We start from the raw sequence: 16,478 nt of genomic DNA, 5'->3' as shown, positions 1-16,478 counted from the left end.
CGCACCGCATAATCTGAAAGGTCAGCTGTATAAAACTGTCTTTCTGGAGCAAAACATGGATTTGTCGAACCTCGATTATCAGCAATTGGTAGAACTGCGCGGTCAAGTTGAAGTTGAACTGGTACGTCGTAAAGAGCAAGAAAAAGCGCGCATTCTGAGCCAATTGCAAAGCGCTGCCGCGGCAAGTGGTTTCACCGTTGCCGAATTGATCGGTGAAGTTGCCGGCAAAAAAGGCGCCAAAAAAGCCGTTAAAGCTCAATACGCTAATCCAGCTGATCCAAGCCAAACTTGGACCGGCCGTGGCCGTAAACCACAGTGGGTACACGACCTGCTGGCCAACGGTGGCTCACTGGATAGCATCCGCATCTAATTGTCTGTTCACAGGCAATGCTGAAAAGGGCAGCTTAGGCTGCCCTTTTTGTTCTGGCGCGTTAAGATAGGGCTGCCAGTCCTCTGTCTTTGGAATTGATCGAGTTTTATTCATGTCGCATCCCCTCACTGCCCAATTAAATCCCCAGCAAGCCGCCGCCGTGGCTTTGCCGGCTGAACACGCTCTGATTCTCGCCGGGGCCGGTAGTGGGAAAACCCGGGTGCTGACCACCCGCATTGCCTGGTTATTATCCACCGGACAAATCAGCCCCTCCGGCTTATTGGCGGTGACCTTTACCAATAAATCGGCCAAGGAAATGCTGGCGCGGATAACTACTATGTTGCCGCTCAATCCGCGTGGTTTATGGGTGGGGACATTTCACGGCCTGTGTAATCGCATGCTGCGTTTACATCATCGCGATGCCGGCTTACCGCAAGCCTTTGCGATTTTGGATACTCAGGAGCAATTGGCGGCGATTAAGCGGGTATTGAAGTTGTTTAATCTGGATGATGATAAATACCCACCCAAAACCATCCAGCATTACATCAATGGCCATAAAGAAAACGGCCGCCGCGCTGCCGAGGTGGATGCTTGGGATGATTACTCGCGGCATTTGCGGCTGGTGTACGAAGAGTACGAAAAGCAATGCAATCGCGAAGGCGTGGCCGATTTTGCCGAATTGCTGCTGCGCTGTTATGAATTGCTGAGCCACAATGCCGGTATTCGCGCGCATTATCAGCAGCGCTTTGCGCATATTCTGGTCGATGAGTTTCAAGATACCAATCGCTTGCAATACGCTTGGCTCAAATTGCTGGCCGGCGATACTGGGGCGATTTTCGCTGTGGGCGATGATGATCAATCGATCTATGCTTTCCGCGGGGCAAATGTTGGCAATATGCAGGATTTTCAGCGCGATTTTGCGGTGAAACATGTGATTCGGCTGGAACAAAATTACCGTAGTCACGGCAATATTCTGGACGCCGCCAATGCAGTCATTGCCAATAATCGACAGCGGCTGGGCAAACAGCTCTGGACCGATGCCAGCAGTGGCGAGCCGCTGCGGGTATTTGAAGGCGCCAGCGATTTTGAAGAAGCACAATTTATCGTTGAAGAAACGCAAACGCTGATTCGCGAAGGCATGCCGGCCTCGGAAGTGGCGATTTTGTATCGCAGCAATGCCCAATCCCGCATTATCGAGCACGCGCTGTTTTCGGCTGGCGTGCCGTATCGGGTGTATGGCGGCTTGCGCTTTTTCGAGCGGCAGGAAATCAAGCACGCGCTGGCCTATTTACGGCTGATCGCCAACCCCTCGGATGATAATGCGCTATTGCGGGTGATTAATTTTCCGGCGCGGGGCATTGGGGCCCGCACGGTCGAAAATATCCAGGAAAAAGCGCGGCTGGAAGGCTGCACGCTGTGGCAGGCCGCCTGCAATCTGGGTGGGCGTAGCGCGGCGGCGGTGGGTAAATTTATTCATCTGGTGGAAGCCATGCGCAATCAGATGGATGGCCTGCCGATGGCTGAGCTGGTGGACATGATGCTCGATCTATCGGGCTTGCTCAGCCATTACCGCAATGAAAAAGACGCCGAAGAGCGGGTGTCCAACTTGGAAGAGTTGATCAACGCTGCCGCCAGTTTCGAGCCGGAAGAAGAAAACGTGCTGATTGCCTTTCTGGCTCATGCCAGCCTTGAGGCGGGCGATCATCAGGCCAATGCCTATGAAGAAGCACTGCAGCTCATGACCGTGCATGCGGCCAAAGGGCTGGAATTTAAAGCGGTGTTTCTCTCTGGCCTGGAAGAAGGCCTGTTCCCGCACGACAACAGCGCCAATGATCCGCAGGGCCTCGAAGAAGAACGGCGGCTGATGTATGTGGCGATTACCCGCGCGCGCGAGCGCCTTTACCTCACCTTGGCACAAAGCCGCATGCTGCACGGGCAAACGCGCTACGGGGTGGCCAGCCGTTTTCTGGATGAAATACCGGGTGGCTTGCTCAAATATCTGAATCGCGGTTACGCGCCCAGTGGTTACAGCGCGCCGGCCAGCTATAGTGCACAGTATCCGGCCCCTAGCCATAAAGCCACGCCCGAGCATGGGCTGGCGATTGGCAAGCAGGTGGAGCACCCGAAATTTGGCCGCGGCGTCATCACCGATCACGAAGGCGGCGCCAACGGCAATGTGCAGGTCAATTTCGAGCAGCATGGCAGTAAATGGCTGGCCGTGGGCTATGCCAAGTTGAAATTACTGGATTGATCCCCCTTGGGGTATTGGTCGCCAGATTAGATTTAATAAGGTATCGCAGGCGATACCGTTTGGGGTATGTATGCCAGCCAAGGTAAGGGCTTATTCCTTTGTCGATCGGGCGCCGATTGCCGCGGCCGATGAGCCGGTGAGCCTGGATGATCTGTCGGCCTTCCGGATTCTAGTCATCGACCACATCCCGGAAATGCGTGCCACGCTGAGCATGACGCTGAATCAGTTTGGCGCGCAAGCGCTGGAATACGCCAGCCGCAGTGGCGAGGCGCTGGGTATGCTACGGCGCACGCCGTATGACATCATTCTCTGTGCTTATGATCTGGGCACGGGTTTTGATGGCTTGTACCTGTTTGAAGAAGCGCGCCGGCATGGGCTGCTCAAAGCCAGCTGCGTGTTTGTGATGCTCACTGGCGAGCGGCAAAGCAGCAAGGTGATCGGCGCGGCTGAGCTGGCGCCCGATGCGATTGTGCTCAAGCCTTTTACGGGCGACACCCTCTTTGCTCGCGTGCAACGGGCCTTACGCAAAAAACAGCGTTTCAAGCCAATTGACGCCGCGATCATTGCGCATGATTTTCTGCGGGCCATCAGCTTATGCGAGCGCGAGATCAGTGAAGGTGGCGATGACACGCTGGATTTCGTGCGCATGAAGGTGCATTTGCTGCTGCGCATTGCCGATTGGCACGCCACTCGCGATTTGTGCCGCAGCCTGCTGGCGCGTAGCGATCTGGCCTGGGCCAAAATGGCGCTGGGTAAGGCGCTGTTTCAGCTGCGCGAATACGATGAGGCGCAGCAGATTTTCCGTCAGGTGATGACCGAGCACGAGCTAGTGCTCGAAGCCTACGACTGGCTCGCGCGCGTGCAGCAGGCCCAGCATCAGGTGGCCGCGGCCAAGCTCACCCTCTCGCAGGCGGTGCATAAATCACCGTATGTGGTGAACCGCATGCGCGAATTGGGCGAGGTGGCGCTGGCCGCTGGGGATGTGGCCCTTGCGGAGCAATCGCTGACCGAAACGGTGCGGCTGGCGCGGTTTTCTTTCTGGCCGCAGGTCAGTGATTACAGTCAGCTGGCCGAATTGCAAATCGCCCGCGGCGATGTGGGCGCTGCGCGTAAAACCGCTGCCACCATCAAGCGCGATTTCCGGCAAGGCCCCGAGGCAGTGCTGGCCGAAGTGCTGGAAGCCGATGTGCTGTTAAAGCTTGGGGATCGCAGCAAGGCTGCGGTGCAGCTTGATCAGGCCTTGCACACCGCCAGCCTGCTGATCGAGCCGCCCAGCGCCGCGGTGGCCTTGGGCCTGGCGAAAAGCTGTTTGGCGCAAAACCGGCATGAACAAGCCCGCCAGCTCACGCTGTCAGTGCTGAAAAACCGCCATGATGATCCGCAGCTGGCCGCCAAAGTGACGCGTATGTATCAGCAGCAGGGGCGAGAAGAAGAAGCGCTGCAAATGATCGAAGAAACCGCCGCCAATATTGTCGAAATCAATAATGAGGCGGTCTTGCTGGCCAAACAGGGCAATCTGCAAGCGGCCGCCGAGCGCTTTTTGGCGGCCGTTAAAGACATGCCGGCCAATCTGCAGGTCTTGCTCAACACCATCAATGCGCTGCTCGCTTATGTAAACCAGCATGGCTGGCACGATAGCTATATGCAGCGGGCGAAAGAGCTGCTCACCCGCGTTAGCACGCTCGATCCGGCCAATGGCAAAGGCCTGCAGATGGCCGAGATTTTCCGCAAAACCCAGCGCCGTTTTGGCATCAAAGGCTAAACCGGCTCGGGGGCTTTACGGCGCCGAGTTCGGGCTGGCCTGCAGCGCGCGCTGGATCAAGTCGGCGAGCTGCTGATAGCCAAATTCCTGCAGCGGTTGACCGTTCACAAAATAGCTCGGGGTTTTGTTAATGCCCAGCGTGCGGGCATCGGCAATGTCTTGCGCCACGATGGCCTGCACGCCTGGCGATTGCAGATCTTGCTGCAGCTGCGCCATATCCAGATTGAGCGTGGCCAGTTGCTGCAAGGCCAGTTGCAGATCCGCCTGATGATTGATTGCCCACTGCGCCTGCGTGGCCAGCAGTTTTTCCAGCGCGGGCCAGTATTGGCCCTGCTTGCGCGCCGCTTCCAATGCCGCAACGACTTGCTCGGCGCCTGGGTGTAGGGGGGCATAACGCACCACAAGGCGAATTTGCTCAGGGTGTTTGGCCATTATCTCTTTCACAAAGGGATAAAACGCCGCACACGCTTCGCAGGCCGGGTCGAGAAACTCAACAAGCGTGACTTTGGCATTTTGCGCGCCGTAAATCGGCGAATGCATGCGTTGCAGCGCCTGGGGCTGGCTGGCGATCTGCGCCACCTGCTCGGCCTGGCGGTTTTGTTTCACGTACAAGGCCGCCACGATAAATAAAGCCAGCAGGCCAAGAGCGGCACTAAGAAAAATCAGTTTGTGTTTCATGAGCGATGAGGGATCCGTACAGCGATTAACAACAGGCAGATCAGGGCAAAGCCCAATACCGATAGCAGCGGAATAGTCAGCCAGCCAAACCAGCTGATGCTCACTTCCGCGCAGCTACTGCCTTGGGCGCAAGGGCTGGCGCTGGGGCTAATCAGGCCCAGCTGCAGCAACCAGTGAAAAATCGCCGTGCCCAAGCCCACCACACTCAGCGGCAGGGCATAGCGCACCACGCCCCGATCCAGCGGAAACAGCGCCGGCGCCAGAATCAACACCAGTGGAAACATCGCAATGCGCTGATACCAGCACAAGGTGCACGGCGGCACCGCCAATACTTCGCTAAAAAACAGCGCCCCCAGGGTGCTGACTGCGGCCACCAGCCAAGCGGCAAAGAGCAGCCACCAATCAGTGTGGGCGGAACGGGCAAGAGGGTTCATGCAGCATCTGCCAGCTAAACAAGGGCAGACTAGAGCCACCGGCAAAAGTTTCGCCCAGCGCACTGGCAGGATTTACCTTGCCAGTGGCGCTGGGTTGCCGGGCGGGTGGCTGGGAAAGTTCGGAAAGAGGCGTTGCTAGCCGCTGTGGGTGGGTATAAATCGGCGCGGGCGTCGATCAATGTGGGCTTAGTCCATCCGCCAGCGAGAGCCGATAGGCGCGCCAAGCCGGAATGGCGCTGATGATCAGCCCCACCGCCAGTGTCAGCCCTAGCATCAGCCATTCCAGCAGGCTCGGGGCGGCAATGCCGATGTTCAGGCTATATACCTGCCGCAGTATTGGCCGGCAAGCAAATAACAGCGCGTAGAGCAGGCCCATACCCAGGGCGATGCCACTGATTAGCAGCAAGGCGGTTTCACCCATCACCAGTGCGAAGATCTGCCAGGTGCGCGCGCCCACCGAGCGCAAAATCGCCATTTCGCGCCGCCGCTCATTTAAGCCGGTGAGCAAGGCCGTGAGCATGCCCAACAGGCCAATCACCAGCACAAAGGCGGCCACAAATTGCAGCGCTTGCTCGGCGATGCGCATCAGTTGCCACAGCTCGGAGAGCGCCACGCCAGGCAGGATGGCCATGAGTGTTTCATCCGGATATTGATTCACGCTGCGCTGATAGCCAAATAAACCGGTACGTGATTTCAGGCCGACATAAAAGGCGGTAATCGAGCTGGGCGGCGGGATGGCGCGGCTTTCATCGGCCGCCAGCACACCGGAGCTGGCTAGCAGTGAGGCGCTGCCCGATTCCCAGCCCTCGTGAATGGCGGTAAGGCCATCCAGCGACACATGCACGGTGTCATCCACTGGCGTGCCAGTTGGGGCCAGAATGCCCACAATGGTAAAGGGCTGATCGCTATGCTCGGACAGCGCGCCTTCGCCGCTGCCATGGGTAAGGACGATTTTTTGCCCTAGCTGATAACCCAGTTTGCGCGCCACCTGCGCGCCCAACACGGCATCATGCGTACGGCTAAACACTTGGCCACTGGCCAGTTGTAGCGGCCGGTTGTCGGCATAGCGCAGATGGCGGAAATAATCGGGTGTGGTGCCCAGCACGGCAAAGCCGTGGTGGCTATCGCCCAGCGACACCGGCACCGTCCAGGCTACGCGGCGATCTTTGGCCAGCGCCTGATAGCTATCCCAGCCGATATTATTGGTGGCGCTGCCCACGCGAAACACGCTGTACAGCAGCAATTGCACCGAGCCGGTGCGGGCGCCGACGATCAGATCGGTGCCGCTCACGGTGTTGGCAAAGCTTTGCCGCGCTTCGGTGCGCAGCCGCTCCACCCCCACCAGCAATAGCACCGAAAGGGCAATGGTCAGCAGGGTGAGGCACACGGTGAGCCGGCGGTGCAGCAGCGAGCGCAGAGCGATTTTCAGCATACGGCCTCCGCTGCGGCTTGGTTGATGGCGGGTAGACTGAGCTGACGATCAAAATGATGCGCCAGCTGCGGATCATGGCTGACCAGCAAAATCGCGGTCTGTTGGGCATTGGCGCAATCGAACAGCAGCTCGATAAAGGCATCGCGCCGCTCGGCATCCAGCGCCGAAGTGGGTTCGTCGGCAATCAACAGCTCAGGCGCGCCGATCAGGGCACGAGCCAAGGCCACGCGCTGTTGCTGGCCTACCGAGAGTGCCGCCACCGGGCGGGTGAGGTAAGCGGCTAAATCCAGCCTCGCCAGCAGCTCGCGTGCTTGCGCCTCGGGGCTACCCGCCAGCGTCGTGGCGCGCTGCCGCCGTAGGCGGGAAAACTGGCAACTCAGCAGCACGTTATCTAGCACCGACAAATACGGCAGCAGATTAAATTGCTGAAACACATAGCCCAGATGATCCGCGCGCAGATGATCGCGCTGGGGGCCGCTTAGCGCGGTGAGGTCGTGCCCAAGTAGGCGAATCTGCCCGCTTTGCGGGCGCTGAATGCCGGTGAGCAAGGCCAGCAGCGTGCTTTTGCCGCTGCCGCTGGGGCCATGCAGAAAGAGCCGCTCGCCGGCGGCCAGATTAAATTGCGCAAGCTGCAGCGTGGGTCGGGCAGCGCCCGGCCAGCTGAAGGTGACATCGGCCAGTTCAAGCAGCACGACCCTTTCCTTGTTCACAGCAGCGGCGGAGGGCGCCGCTTATTTCAATTTGATACTGTCGCCTTTTTTCAGTGACAGCTGTTTTTGTCCCTGCGCGGTGGCCAGATTCACGGTCAGCTTTTTCAGGCCGGCGGCGTTTTTCCACAGTGGCAGGGCGATGTTGGCCGGGGCGCTGGCGCAATCAAAGCGGTATTCGGCCTCGATATCGCTGTGCGCGCCTTTGTTAAAAGTGGGTAGAGTCACTTGGGCCGGCGCGGCTTTACATTGCGCGGCGGCATCCGGCACAAACAACTCGGCGGGGCTATTTAGGAGGGTTTTTACCGCGGCGAATTTGGCTTTTTCGGCCTCGCTTTTCGGGGCGTGTTCAAAACCCAGCAAATTATCGGCCGGGCTTTCCAGCGTGATTAGCACTTGACGCCCGTCAATCGCGACATCCAGCTCGGCTACACCGTGCACATGTGCGGCATGCTCATGCGCCGAGGCGAAGAGGGGTATGGTCAGCAGAGCAATAGCAATACTTGATTTCATGGGTATACCTCAGTGGGGTGTTAAAGCGGATGGCGACTCATGCGCTGCTTATTTGCTGGCCGCGGCGGGTTTGACATAGGGGCGCACTTCAGCGGCCGCCAGCTGGTAGCCCACCGGTACATCGGCTGCGCCATCGGCCAGCGCCAGATTGGCTTTGGCCGCTTTGATTTGCAGCTTGCCCGCCACCGTCACTGGCGCATACAGCTCGGTCTGCTCAAAGCCTTTCGGGTATTGCACCACGATCATCTGATTGGGCGGTGGCGCGGGTACGTGAATGCAGGCGCCAATCACCGGCACCAGCAAAAATTCGGTGATTTTTTTGCCGCTGAGTTTCAGGGGCAGCAGATAGCCATCGATCTGGATGTCCTGATTATTCAGGGTGGTGATCATTTCGCCGGTGCGTTTTTTCTCGAATTGCTCGATCTCGGCGATCAGTTTGTTCAGATCGGCGAAGTCTTCTTTGAGTAATTTGATGTCGTTGGCGGTGAGGTCGGCGGCTTTGAGCTTGCCTTTGTCGAGCATGCTTTTTACTTCGCGCTGCTGCACGGCGCGCATCAGGCGCATTTTTTGCGCTTGATCCATCTTGGCAATGCTGGCGCGCAACGCCGGCGCATCGGGTTGGAGGTCAGCCCATTTCACGGGCTTGCTGTCGGCGAGGGAGAGTTGGCAGCACAGCGCAAACACAAGGCCGCAGGCCAAACGGAACAGGGAAGGCATGATGAATTACCGCAAAAAGGATGACTTATTGTAACTGAGTTGCATCTGAGTGGGGAGTATGCCGCACACAGATGAAAAATTGGTGACAAAAATCCCTGCCTTACTGCACGGGTTTGAATTGCGGCTGCAAATTGCTGAGGATGGGGTCGAGCCGCTGGGCTGCTGCGGCATGCTCCGGCTGCAAGTACAAATACACAGCCAGCGGGGCAAATTGGCTGATTTTCCAGCTGCGCTGCAGGCTAGAGAGCTCGCGCTGCAGCGGTACGGCGGAGCTGGTGACACAGATCTGGCTGCGCGCCGCACGCACCATCGCCAGACAAGATTGCAGGCAATCCACCGGCCACAGCGTAGCCTGGCCGCGTAAGATTTGCTCCAGCTCGCGTGAGCCACGCGGGTAGCTCACGCTCAGGCCATGTAAATCCTGCCAGCTGTTGATGCGCTGTTGTTGGCTGAAAGCGTAATAATGGCTGATAGCCAGCGGGGCTTGGAGGCGCAGCAGCTGAGGGTGGCGCAGGCCAAACGCTAGCGTGCGGGCCGGGTCGCCGGCAAACTGGCCGTTTTGTAATTCTAGCTCGGCGCGCTGGGTGGGGCGGTAAGTCAGCGTCTAGCTCAGGCCCGCTTTGCCAAAGAGTAAATCCAGCCGCTGGCGTAAGATCTGCTCGGAGGGGCTGCCCGGCTCAATGCTGCTGACCAGCGGCAGCGGTTCGGCCGCCGCCAGTGTGGTGAACAAACCAAGGACTAAGCTAAGGAACACGCGCATGCCCCAGTATAGGCGGTGAAAGTGCGCGGTTCCATGCATCTGCTTAGCCTGCCAGCTGCCGGCGGAACACCCAGCGTTCGGCCGTGCTGGCCTCGGGCGCCAGTGCATAGCCTTCCAGATCAAACTGACGCAGGGCGCTTGCCTCGGTAATCCCGCGGTCGGCTGCGTAGCGCACCATCAGCCCGCGCGCGCGTTTGGCGTAAAAGCTGATGATTTTGTATTGCCCGCCTTTAAAGTCTTCAAACACCGGTGTAATCAGCTGCGCTTGCAGCTGCTTGGGCTTGATCGCCTTGAAATATTCATCGCTGGCTAGATTCACCACGGTGTCTTGCTCCAGCGCATTGACCGCTTCGGTGAGCTGCAGGCCCCAGAATTCATACAGATTTTTGCCGCCGGGGTTGGCAAGGCGCGTGCCCATCTCAAGGCGATAGGGCTGCATTAAATCCAGCGGGCGCAACAGGCCATACAGGCCCGATAAAATCCGCAGGTGCTGGCTGAGATAGCCGAGCTGCGCCGCCGACATGGCTTGGGCATTCAGGCCTTCGTACACGTCGCCCAGAAAAGCCAGCACGGCCTGTTTGGCATTGGCGGGGGTGAAGTCGGGCTGCCAGCTTTGATAGCGGGTGAAATTGAGCTGGGCCAGCTCATCGGATAAATGCATCAGCTCGGCGATTTGCGCCGGGCTATAGTCGCGCAGTACGGCAATCAGCCGCGCCGCTTGCGCCAGATAGGCAGGCTGCGTGTAATCGCTGATCTGCGGCGGGGTGGTGTAATCCAGCGTTTTGGCTGGCGAAATCAACATCAGCATGGGGTTTGATGGGTATATGAATAAAGGCCAGATTTAGGCTGGCCTTGAGGTTGATACATGGGCTAGGTATGTGCGAGCTTAATTGACATCCACCCCGGCATCGCGCAGTTTGGCGGCCAGCTCCATCGCAGTTTTAACCTGCATTTTTTCCAAAATGCGCGCGCGATGTACCTCAACGGTTTTCATCGAGATCGACAAATCATCGGCGATTTGTTTGTTCAGGCGGCCGGTGAGGATGAGCTTCATCACTTCGTTTTCGCGTGGGGTGAGGCAAGCCAGACGCTCGCCCACCGCAGTGCGGTTTTCCCATTCGCTGCGATGCAGCTGATCCATCGACAGGCAGCCTTCCACCAGATCGACAATATCATTATCCGAGAACGGCTTTTCGATGAAATCGGCCGCGCCCTGTTTCAGCGCCGCCACTGCCATTGGCACATCGCCATGGCCCGTCAGAAACACCACCGGCGGGCAGTAGGCAAATTCTTGTAGCTTGCCAAATAGCTCCATGCCGCCCATGCCGGGCATCCGTACATCCAGAATCAGACAGCCGAATAAATCCGGGTTGTAGCTGGTGAGTAATTCTTCGGCGCTGGCAAACAGTTGCACCGAGTGATTGCGGGTGGAAAACAGCCAGGAGAGGGCGTCGCGGATCGCGTCGTCGTCATCAACAATGGCAATGTGGCGATTCTGGCTCATGGCGCAAACTCCAGTTTTTGGCGTCGCTCAGCACTGGCAGCCAGCTAGTGGGGACGCATAAATGACATATAGCCAGTATTGTGCATGATTCGCCTGCCTGTTGGGCAATTGGCGGTGAAAAATCGCTGTCGCGTGCGACAGCGGCTTTCGGCTGGCTGTCATCAATGTTTTATCTGCCCGCAATACACTGCCCCGCATTCCATATGGTCGCATCGCGATCAGGTACTCGCATCGAGGGCTGGGCGGTTGATGAATTCGGTGAAACTGGGCGGGCAACATCGCTGGGCGCAATTAGATCGCCCGGCGCTTGGGTTTTGGCTGGGCTTGATTGTGCTGTGGCTAGCCAGTTTGCCAGTGCGCGATCTGATTAGCCCCGATGAAGGCCGCTATGCCAGCTTGGCGCTGCAGATGTTGCAATCAGGTGATTGGGTAACGCCCCGACTGAATGGCATTTTGTATTTTGAAAAGCCACCGCTGCAATACTGGGCTGGGGCCGCGAGCATGGCGCTGTTTGGGGTGAATGAATTTGCCGCCCGATTCTGGCCGGGGTTCACTGGCTTGCTGGCGGTTGCTGTGGTGGGCTGGACTGCGCACAAACTCTGGGAGCTGGGTGAAATCGCAGCGCTGGTGCTGGCCGGCTCGCTGTGGATTGTTGGGAATAGTCATTTTCTGACCCTGGATATGGGTCTTACCGCCTGCTTAAGCGCAGTACTGTGTGCGGTGATGTATGCCATGCATACTGAAGTAACGCCGCAACAGCAGCGCTGGAGCCTGCGGCTGGCTTGGGTTGCGATGGCGGGCGCGGTGTTGGCGAAGGGGCTGGTTGGGTTGGTGATTCCGGGCGCTAGTCTGTTGCTGTATAGCCTCGTTTGCCGCGATTGGCGGCTGTGGCGGGTGATGCCATGGCTGAGTGGGTTGGCGCTGCTTTTGGCATTGACGGTGCCTTGGTTCTGGCTGGTGAGTGCCCGCAACCCAGGCTTTGCCGAATTTTTCTTTATTCATGAACACTTTCAGCGCTATCTGACTACCGAGCATCGCCGCACCGGCGCGATCTGGTATTTCCTGCCGATTTTATTCGCCGGTTTTCTGCCGTGGAGCGCTTGGCTGCCAAAGCTGGTGCGCGAGGGCTGGCAGCACAACCCACCGGCGGGTTGGCAGCCCAATCGATTTTTGCTGATCTGGGCCGGCTTTGTACTGGTGTTTTTCAGTGTTTCCGGCTCGAAACTGCCTTCGTATATTTTGCCGATGTTTCCCGCTTTGGCGCTGCTGTTGGCCCAGACTTTGGCCCGTGGCAACCCAGCCCGCTGGCGGCCTTATCTATGGCTGCCGATTGGTTTGTGGGCGCTCGTGCTGCTGTATGTGCCACTAGCGGGCCGGTTTGCCTCGGGCAATACGCCGCTGGAAGTCGTGCAGCATTTTGCGAATTACCTTGGGGCGGCGGCCTTACTCTTTTTGCTCGCGGCAGCCTCGGCTTGGCGCTATCTCGGGCAAGGCGCTTTGCGCCCGGCGCTGCGCTGTCTGGCGCTAGGCAGTGTGCTCACCGTGGTGGTGGGCAGCGCCGGCCATGATGAATATGGCAATTTGAAAAGCAGCAAAGCGCTGCTGGCGCAGGTGGGGCAGCATACGTCGCTGGCAGTGCCATTTTTCACCGTGCGCACCTACGAGCAAACGTTGCCGTTTTATCTGGGCCGGCCAGTAACTCAAGTGGAATACCAAGATGAATTTGCCTTTGGGCAGCAAGCCGAGCCGGGCGTGGCTCTGAGCATGCCGCAGTTTCTGACCCGCTGGCAGAGCTTGCCCGCCGTGCTGGTTTTACTGGATGAATCCACTTATCGCGAGTTGCAACAGCAAGGTTTACCCATGCGCGTGGTGTATCGCGATCATCGGCGCATGGTGGTGGCTAAACCATGAGCGCCATCAGCTGGGCCTTGATTTTGAGTGGGGTAATGCTGAACGCCATTGCACAGCTGCTTTTAAAAGCAGGCACGCGATCGCTGGGTGAGATTGGGCTACACCCTGCCGCCTGGGGGCCAACTCTGCTGGCTCTGGCCGGCAATTTACCCATTCTGACGGGCTTAGCTTGTTATGTATTAAGCGTGTTGGTGTGGATTGCGGCGCTGTCACGTGTAGAGGTGAGCGTGGCGTATCCGATGCTGTCCTTGGGCTATGTGCTCAATGCCTTGCTGGCCTATTACTGCTTTGGCGAAGCACTAAGCGTACAGCGGGTGCTGGGTATTACGGTAATTTTGGCGGGTGTGTTACTGGTTGCCCGCAGCGCCGGACCACATTAAGGAAGCACTGAGTGGACGATTTTCTCCCCTTTACCCGGCCGGACATTGATGAGGCCACGATCGCTGAAGTAGCGGCGGTCTTGCGTTCGGGCTGGTTAACCACTGGTCCGCGTTGTCGCGAACTGGAAGCGCAACTCTCGGTGCGAGCAGGTGGGCGACCGGTGCGGCTGGCGAGCTCCGCCACCGCCGCGCTGGAGTTTGCCTTGCGCATTGCGGGCGTGGGCGGTGGTGATGAGGTAATCACCACCGCCCTGACCTGGGTGGCGACGGCGAATGCGATTTTGGCAGTGGGCGCCACACCGGTGTTTGTGGATATCGACCCCCGCACCCGGTTGCTTGATCTACAGCGCGTTCCCGCCGCGATTACCCCCCGCACCAAAGCAATCCTGCCGGTGGATCTCGCAGGGTTGCCGCTGGATCGCGAGGCTTTGTACGAACTGGCCCAACGATATGGCTTGCGGGTGATTGAAGACGCAGCCCAGGCGCAAGGGGCGCAGTGGCAGGGGCGTGAGTTGGGCAGCTTTGGCGACCTTACCGTCTTTAGTTTTCACCCGAATAAAAACATCACTACCGGAGAGGGCGGTTGCCTGGTGATGAACACGGCTGAGGAGGCGAGGGCGTTTGAGCTCTGGCGTTTGCAAGGGGTGGAGCGTGCGCCAGATGGCACTTACGACTGTGTTTTGCCCGGTGGTAAAGCCAATTTAACTGATATTGCGGCTGCAATCGGTTTGGGGCAGCTGCGGCGGCTGGATGAATTGAATGCGCGCCGGCGGGTGCTGGCGCAGCGCTATTTTGCTTGCTGGCCGCATGCCGAGCTGGGGCCACACTGGCAGCTGCCGCCCGCTGATTTCACCAACAGCAATTGGCATATGTTCCAGGTGTTGCTCCCGGCCGCGCAGGCGTCGCAACGCCCGGCCTTGCTGGCGCAATTGAAAGAACTGGGCATCGGCGCGGGGGTGCATTATCCGGCGGTGCATACCCTAAGCCTGTATCGGTCGCAGGGCTGGCAACCCACGGATTTGCCGCACACGCTGGACGTCGCGGCACGGATTTTAACTTTGCCGCTTTTCCCAGCGATGCCCGATGCTGCCGTTGAGCGGGTGTGCGCAGCCTTGGTGACGGCCACTCAAACTTGGCGAGCCGCATGATGAATGATCGAGTTAGTCACTTAGCAGCACCACAGCTCAGCGTGGTGATTCCGGTTTACAACGAAGAGGCCAGCCTGCCTGCTTTGTTTGCCCGCTTATATCCGGCGCTGGACGCCCTCGGTTTGCGCTATGAAGTCATTTTTATCAATGACGGCAGCCGCGATCGATCGGCAGGTTTGCTCAGCGAGCAATATGCCCAGAGGCCGGGCGAAACCCGGGTGATTTTATTTAACGGCAATTTTGGCCAGCACCGGGCGATTTTGGCGGGCTTTGCTCATGCGCGGGGCGAGCAGATTGTCACCCTGGATGCCGATCTGCAGAACCCGCCCGAAGACATTGGCCGCCTGCTGGCGCCGATGGCGGAAGGCTTTGATTACGTGGGCTCGATACGTCGGCAGCGTAATGATCATTGGTGGCGACATGTGGCCAGCCGGGCGATGAATCGGCTTCGCGAGAAAATCACCCGCATCAAAATGACCGATCAAGGCTGCATGATGCGGGCCTATAGCCGCCGCATTATCGACATTATCAATCAATGCGATGAAATGCATACCTTTATCCCCGCGCTGGCCTATTCGTTTGCGCAGCGCCCAACCGAGGTGGTAGTGGGGCATGAGGAGCGCCATGCTGGCGAATCAAAATACTCGCTGTATAGCCTAATCCGCCTGAATTTTGACCTGATGACCGGGTTTTCCCTGGTGCCACTACAGCTGTTTTCGATGCTGGGCATGTTGGTGGCGCTCGGCTCAGCGCTGCTGTTTGTGTATTTGCTGGCCCGCCGCTTGTGGATCGGCCCGGAAGAGGGCGGCATGTTTACCCTGTTTGCCCTAGTGTTCTTTCTGGTGGGCATCGCACTGTTTGGGATCGGGCTTCTGGGTGAATATATCGGGCGCATTTATCAAGAAGTGCGCACCCGCCCGCGCTATCTGATTGCGGCCGTGCTGGAGCAAAGCAGTGAGGTGACGCATGACTAGAGCGGTGGTGTTTGCCTATCACAATGTCGGCGTGCGCTGCTTGCAGGTGTTGCTCGCGGCTGGCGTAGAGGTCGCGCTGGTAGTGACCCACACCGATGATCCGCGCGAGCAGATCTGGTTTTCCTCGGTAGCGGGCCTCTGTGCGCAATATGGTTTGCCCTGTATTGCCCCTGCCGATGTTAACGACCCGGCCGTGGTGGCTCAGGTGGCCGCGTTGGCGCCGGATTTTCTGTTCAGCTTTTATTATCGCCAGCTGCTGCAGGCGCCGTTGCTGGCGATCCCAACCCGTGGGGCTTACAACATGCACGGCTCCTTGTTGCCACAGTTTCGTGGGCGAGCGCCGGTGAATTGGGCGGTGCTACACGGGGCCCGTATAACGGGTGCCACGCTGCATCAAATGAATACCAAGCCGGATAACGGCCCGATCGTGGGTCAGCAGGCGGTACCGATTTTGCCGGACGATACGGCCCACGAGGTATTTGCCAAGGTCACCGTGGCGGCTGAGATGTGCCTGTATCAATGTCTGCCGTATTTGCTTGAGGGCAAAGCGGATCATCGCCCGCAAGATCTTACCCTAGGGGGGTATTTTGGCGGACGCCGACCGGAGGATGGGCGGATTGATTGGCACCAGCCCGCGCGGGTGATTCATAACTTGGTGCGTGCGGTTAGTTATCCGTATCCGGGGGCGTTTGCCGATTTGCCGCTGGGGCGGCTGGTGCTCTGGCAAACCCGGGTGCTGGCCGAAGACGGCTATCCGCCGCAAGCCTGCTGTTTGCAGCTCGATGAGCAGCAACGGTGGGTGATTTACACCACCGAGGGTGGGCTATTGCAAGTCTTGGCGGGCGAGCTGGATGGCCGCTCGCTCGCTGAACCCGAAATCGCCCGTGCGCTGCAGGGTCGGATCCGTTTGAGTAATCCCGCTTGACCGACAAGAGAT

18 protein-coding genes are annotated in these 16,478 nt (G+C 58.5%); 8 read left to right on the top strand and 10 right to left on the bottom strand.

The genetic code is table 11. From position 1 onward, the window contains the following. The first annotated feature begins 55 nt into the window (after positions 1–55). From G482_RS0110825 to G482_RS0110815, 3 genes are all read left to right on the top strand, one after another. The gene (locus tag G482_RS0110825; RefSeq protein WP_028450042.1) at positions 56–370 is read left to right on the top strand and encodes an H-NS histone family protein; all 315 of its coding nucleotides are present in this window, start codon (positions 56–58) and stop codon (positions 368–370) included. Positions 371–482: 112 nt separating this feature from the next. Beyond that, positions 483–2,621, top strand: a complete 2,139-nt coding sequence (locus G482_RS0110820) for a UvrD-helicase domain-containing protein (protein ID WP_028450041.1) — start codon at positions 483–485, stop codon at positions 2,619–2,621. 70 nt (positions 2,622–2,691) lie between these two features. Further along, positions 2,692–4,383, top strand: coding sequence for a tetratricopeptide repeat protein (locus G482_RS0110815; protein ID WP_051258940.1), 1,692 nt, complete (start codon positions 2,692–2,694; stop codon positions 4,381–4,383). 15 nt (positions 4,384–4,398) lie between these two features. Here G482_RS0110815 and G482_RS0110810 read toward each other — a convergent pair whose 3' ends face one another. From G482_RS0110810 to G482_RS0110765, 10 genes are all read right to left on the bottom strand, one after another. Next, the gene (locus G482_RS0110810; protein WP_028450039.1) at positions 4,399–5,061 is read right to left on the bottom strand and encodes a DsbA family protein; all 663 of its coding nucleotides are present in this window, start codon (positions 5,059–5,061) and stop codon (positions 4,399–4,401) included. Continuing rightward, positions 5,058–5,495, bottom strand: a complete 438-nt coding sequence (locus G482_RS0110805) for a disulfide bond formation protein B (protein ID WP_028450038.1) — start codon at positions 5,493–5,495, stop codon at positions 5,058–5,060. Before G482_RS0110805 ends, G482_RS0110810 begins: the two co-directional genes overlap by 4 nt. 175 nt (positions 5,496–5,670) lie before the next feature. After that, positions 5,671–6,927 (bottom strand): ABC transporter permease, encoded by a 1,257-nt coding sequence (locus tag G482_RS0110800; RefSeq protein WP_028450037.1) that lies wholly within the window; start codon positions 6,925–6,927, stop codon positions 5,671–5,673. Then, the gene (locus G482_RS0110795) at positions 6,921–7,619 is read right to left on the bottom strand and encodes an ABC transporter ATP-binding protein (RefSeq protein WP_211227610.1); all 699 of its coding nucleotides are present in this window, start codon (positions 7,617–7,619) and stop codon (positions 6,921–6,923) included. The genes G482_RS0110800 and G482_RS0110795 overlap by 7 nt, the downstream gene beginning before the upstream one ends. A 39-nt stretch (positions 7,620–7,658) precedes the next feature. Then, positions 7,659–8,147 (bottom strand): ZrgA family zinc uptake protein, encoded by a 489-nt coding sequence (locus tag G482_RS18310; protein ID WP_051258939.1) that lies wholly within the window; start codon positions 8,145–8,147, stop codon positions 7,659–7,661. 48 nt (positions 8,148–8,195) lie between these two features. Beyond that, the gene (locus G482_RS19645) at positions 8,196–8,864 is read right to left on the bottom strand and encodes a DUF3299 domain-containing protein (RefSeq protein ID WP_051258938.1); all 669 of its coding nucleotides are present in this window, start codon (positions 8,862–8,864) and stop codon (positions 8,196–8,198) included. A 100-nt stretch (positions 8,865–8,964) separates the two neighbouring features. Next, positions 8,965–9,267 (bottom strand): hypothetical protein, encoded by a 303-nt coding sequence (locus G482_RS0110780; RefSeq protein ID WP_028450035.1) that lies wholly within the window; start codon positions 9,265–9,267, stop codon positions 8,965–8,967. Between the two features lie 201 nt (positions 9,268–9,468). Next, positions 9,469–9,663 carry a hypothetical protein gene (locus G482_RS18300; protein ID WP_034619515.1) on the bottom strand — a complete coding sequence of 65 codons (195 nt, stop codon included), beginning with the start codon at positions 9,661–9,663 and terminating at the stop codon, positions 9,469–9,471. A 4-nt stretch (positions 9,664–9,667) separates the two neighbouring features. After that, positions 9,668–10,432, bottom strand: coding sequence for a peroxide stress protein YaaA (gene yaaA / locus G482_RS0110770; protein ID WP_028450034.1), 765 nt, complete (start codon positions 10,430–10,432; stop codon positions 9,668–9,670). A gap of 78 nt (positions 10,433–10,510) precedes the next feature. After that, positions 10,511–11,128 (bottom strand): response regulator transcription factor, encoded by a 618-nt coding sequence (locus G482_RS0110765; protein WP_028450033.1) that lies wholly within the window; start codon positions 11,126–11,128, stop codon positions 10,511–10,513. 249 nt (positions 11,129–11,377) lie between these two features. Here G482_RS0110765 and G482_RS0110760 point away from each other — a divergent pair, with 249 nt between their 5' ends. Genes G482_RS0110760 through G482_RS18290 form a run of 5 tightly spaced genes read left to right on the top strand, consistent with a single transcriptional unit; the run spans position 11,378 to position 16,466 of the window. Continuing rightward, on the top strand, positions 11,378–13,039 hold the full coding sequence (locus G482_RS0110760; protein WP_051258937.1) for a glycosyltransferase family 39 protein: 1,662 nt from the start codon (positions 11,378–11,380) through the stop codon (positions 13,037–13,039). Continuing rightward, positions 13,036–13,419 (top strand): SMR family transporter, encoded by a 384-nt coding sequence (locus G482_RS0110755; RefSeq protein ID WP_028450031.1) that lies wholly within the window; start codon positions 13,036–13,038, stop codon positions 13,417–13,419. Before G482_RS0110760 ends, G482_RS0110755 begins: the two co-directional genes overlap by 4 nt. An 11-nt stretch (positions 13,420–13,430) precedes the next feature. Beyond that, a complete protein-coding gene (locus tag G482_RS0110750) occupies positions 13,431–14,567 on the top strand; it encodes a DegT/DnrJ/EryC1/StrS family aminotransferase (protein ID WP_028450030.1) in 1,137 nt (378 codons plus the stop codon). Further along, positions 14,564–15,541: a glycosyltransferase gene (locus G482_RS18295; protein ID WP_245575276.1), complete on the top strand. Its 978-nt coding sequence runs from the start codon at positions 14,564–14,566 to the stop codon at positions 15,539–15,541. The genes G482_RS0110750 and G482_RS18295 overlap by 4 nt, the downstream gene beginning before the upstream one ends. Further along, entirely contained in the window at positions 15,534–16,466 is a 933-nt protein-coding gene (locus G482_RS18290; protein ID WP_051258936.1) for a formyltransferase, read from the top strand. Before G482_RS18295 ends, G482_RS18290 begins: the two co-directional genes overlap by 8 nt. Positions 16,467–16,478 lie beyond the last annotated feature (12 nt).

The organism is Chitinibacter tainanensis DSM 15459, assembly GCF_000429785.1.
GTDB classification, from domain to species: Bacteria; Pseudomonadota; Gammaproteobacteria; order Burkholderiales; family Chitinibacteraceae; genus Chitinibacter; species Chitinibacter tainanensis.
Note: the sequence above shows the minus strand (reverse complement) of the source record. Positions and strands in the feature narration are given on the sequence as shown.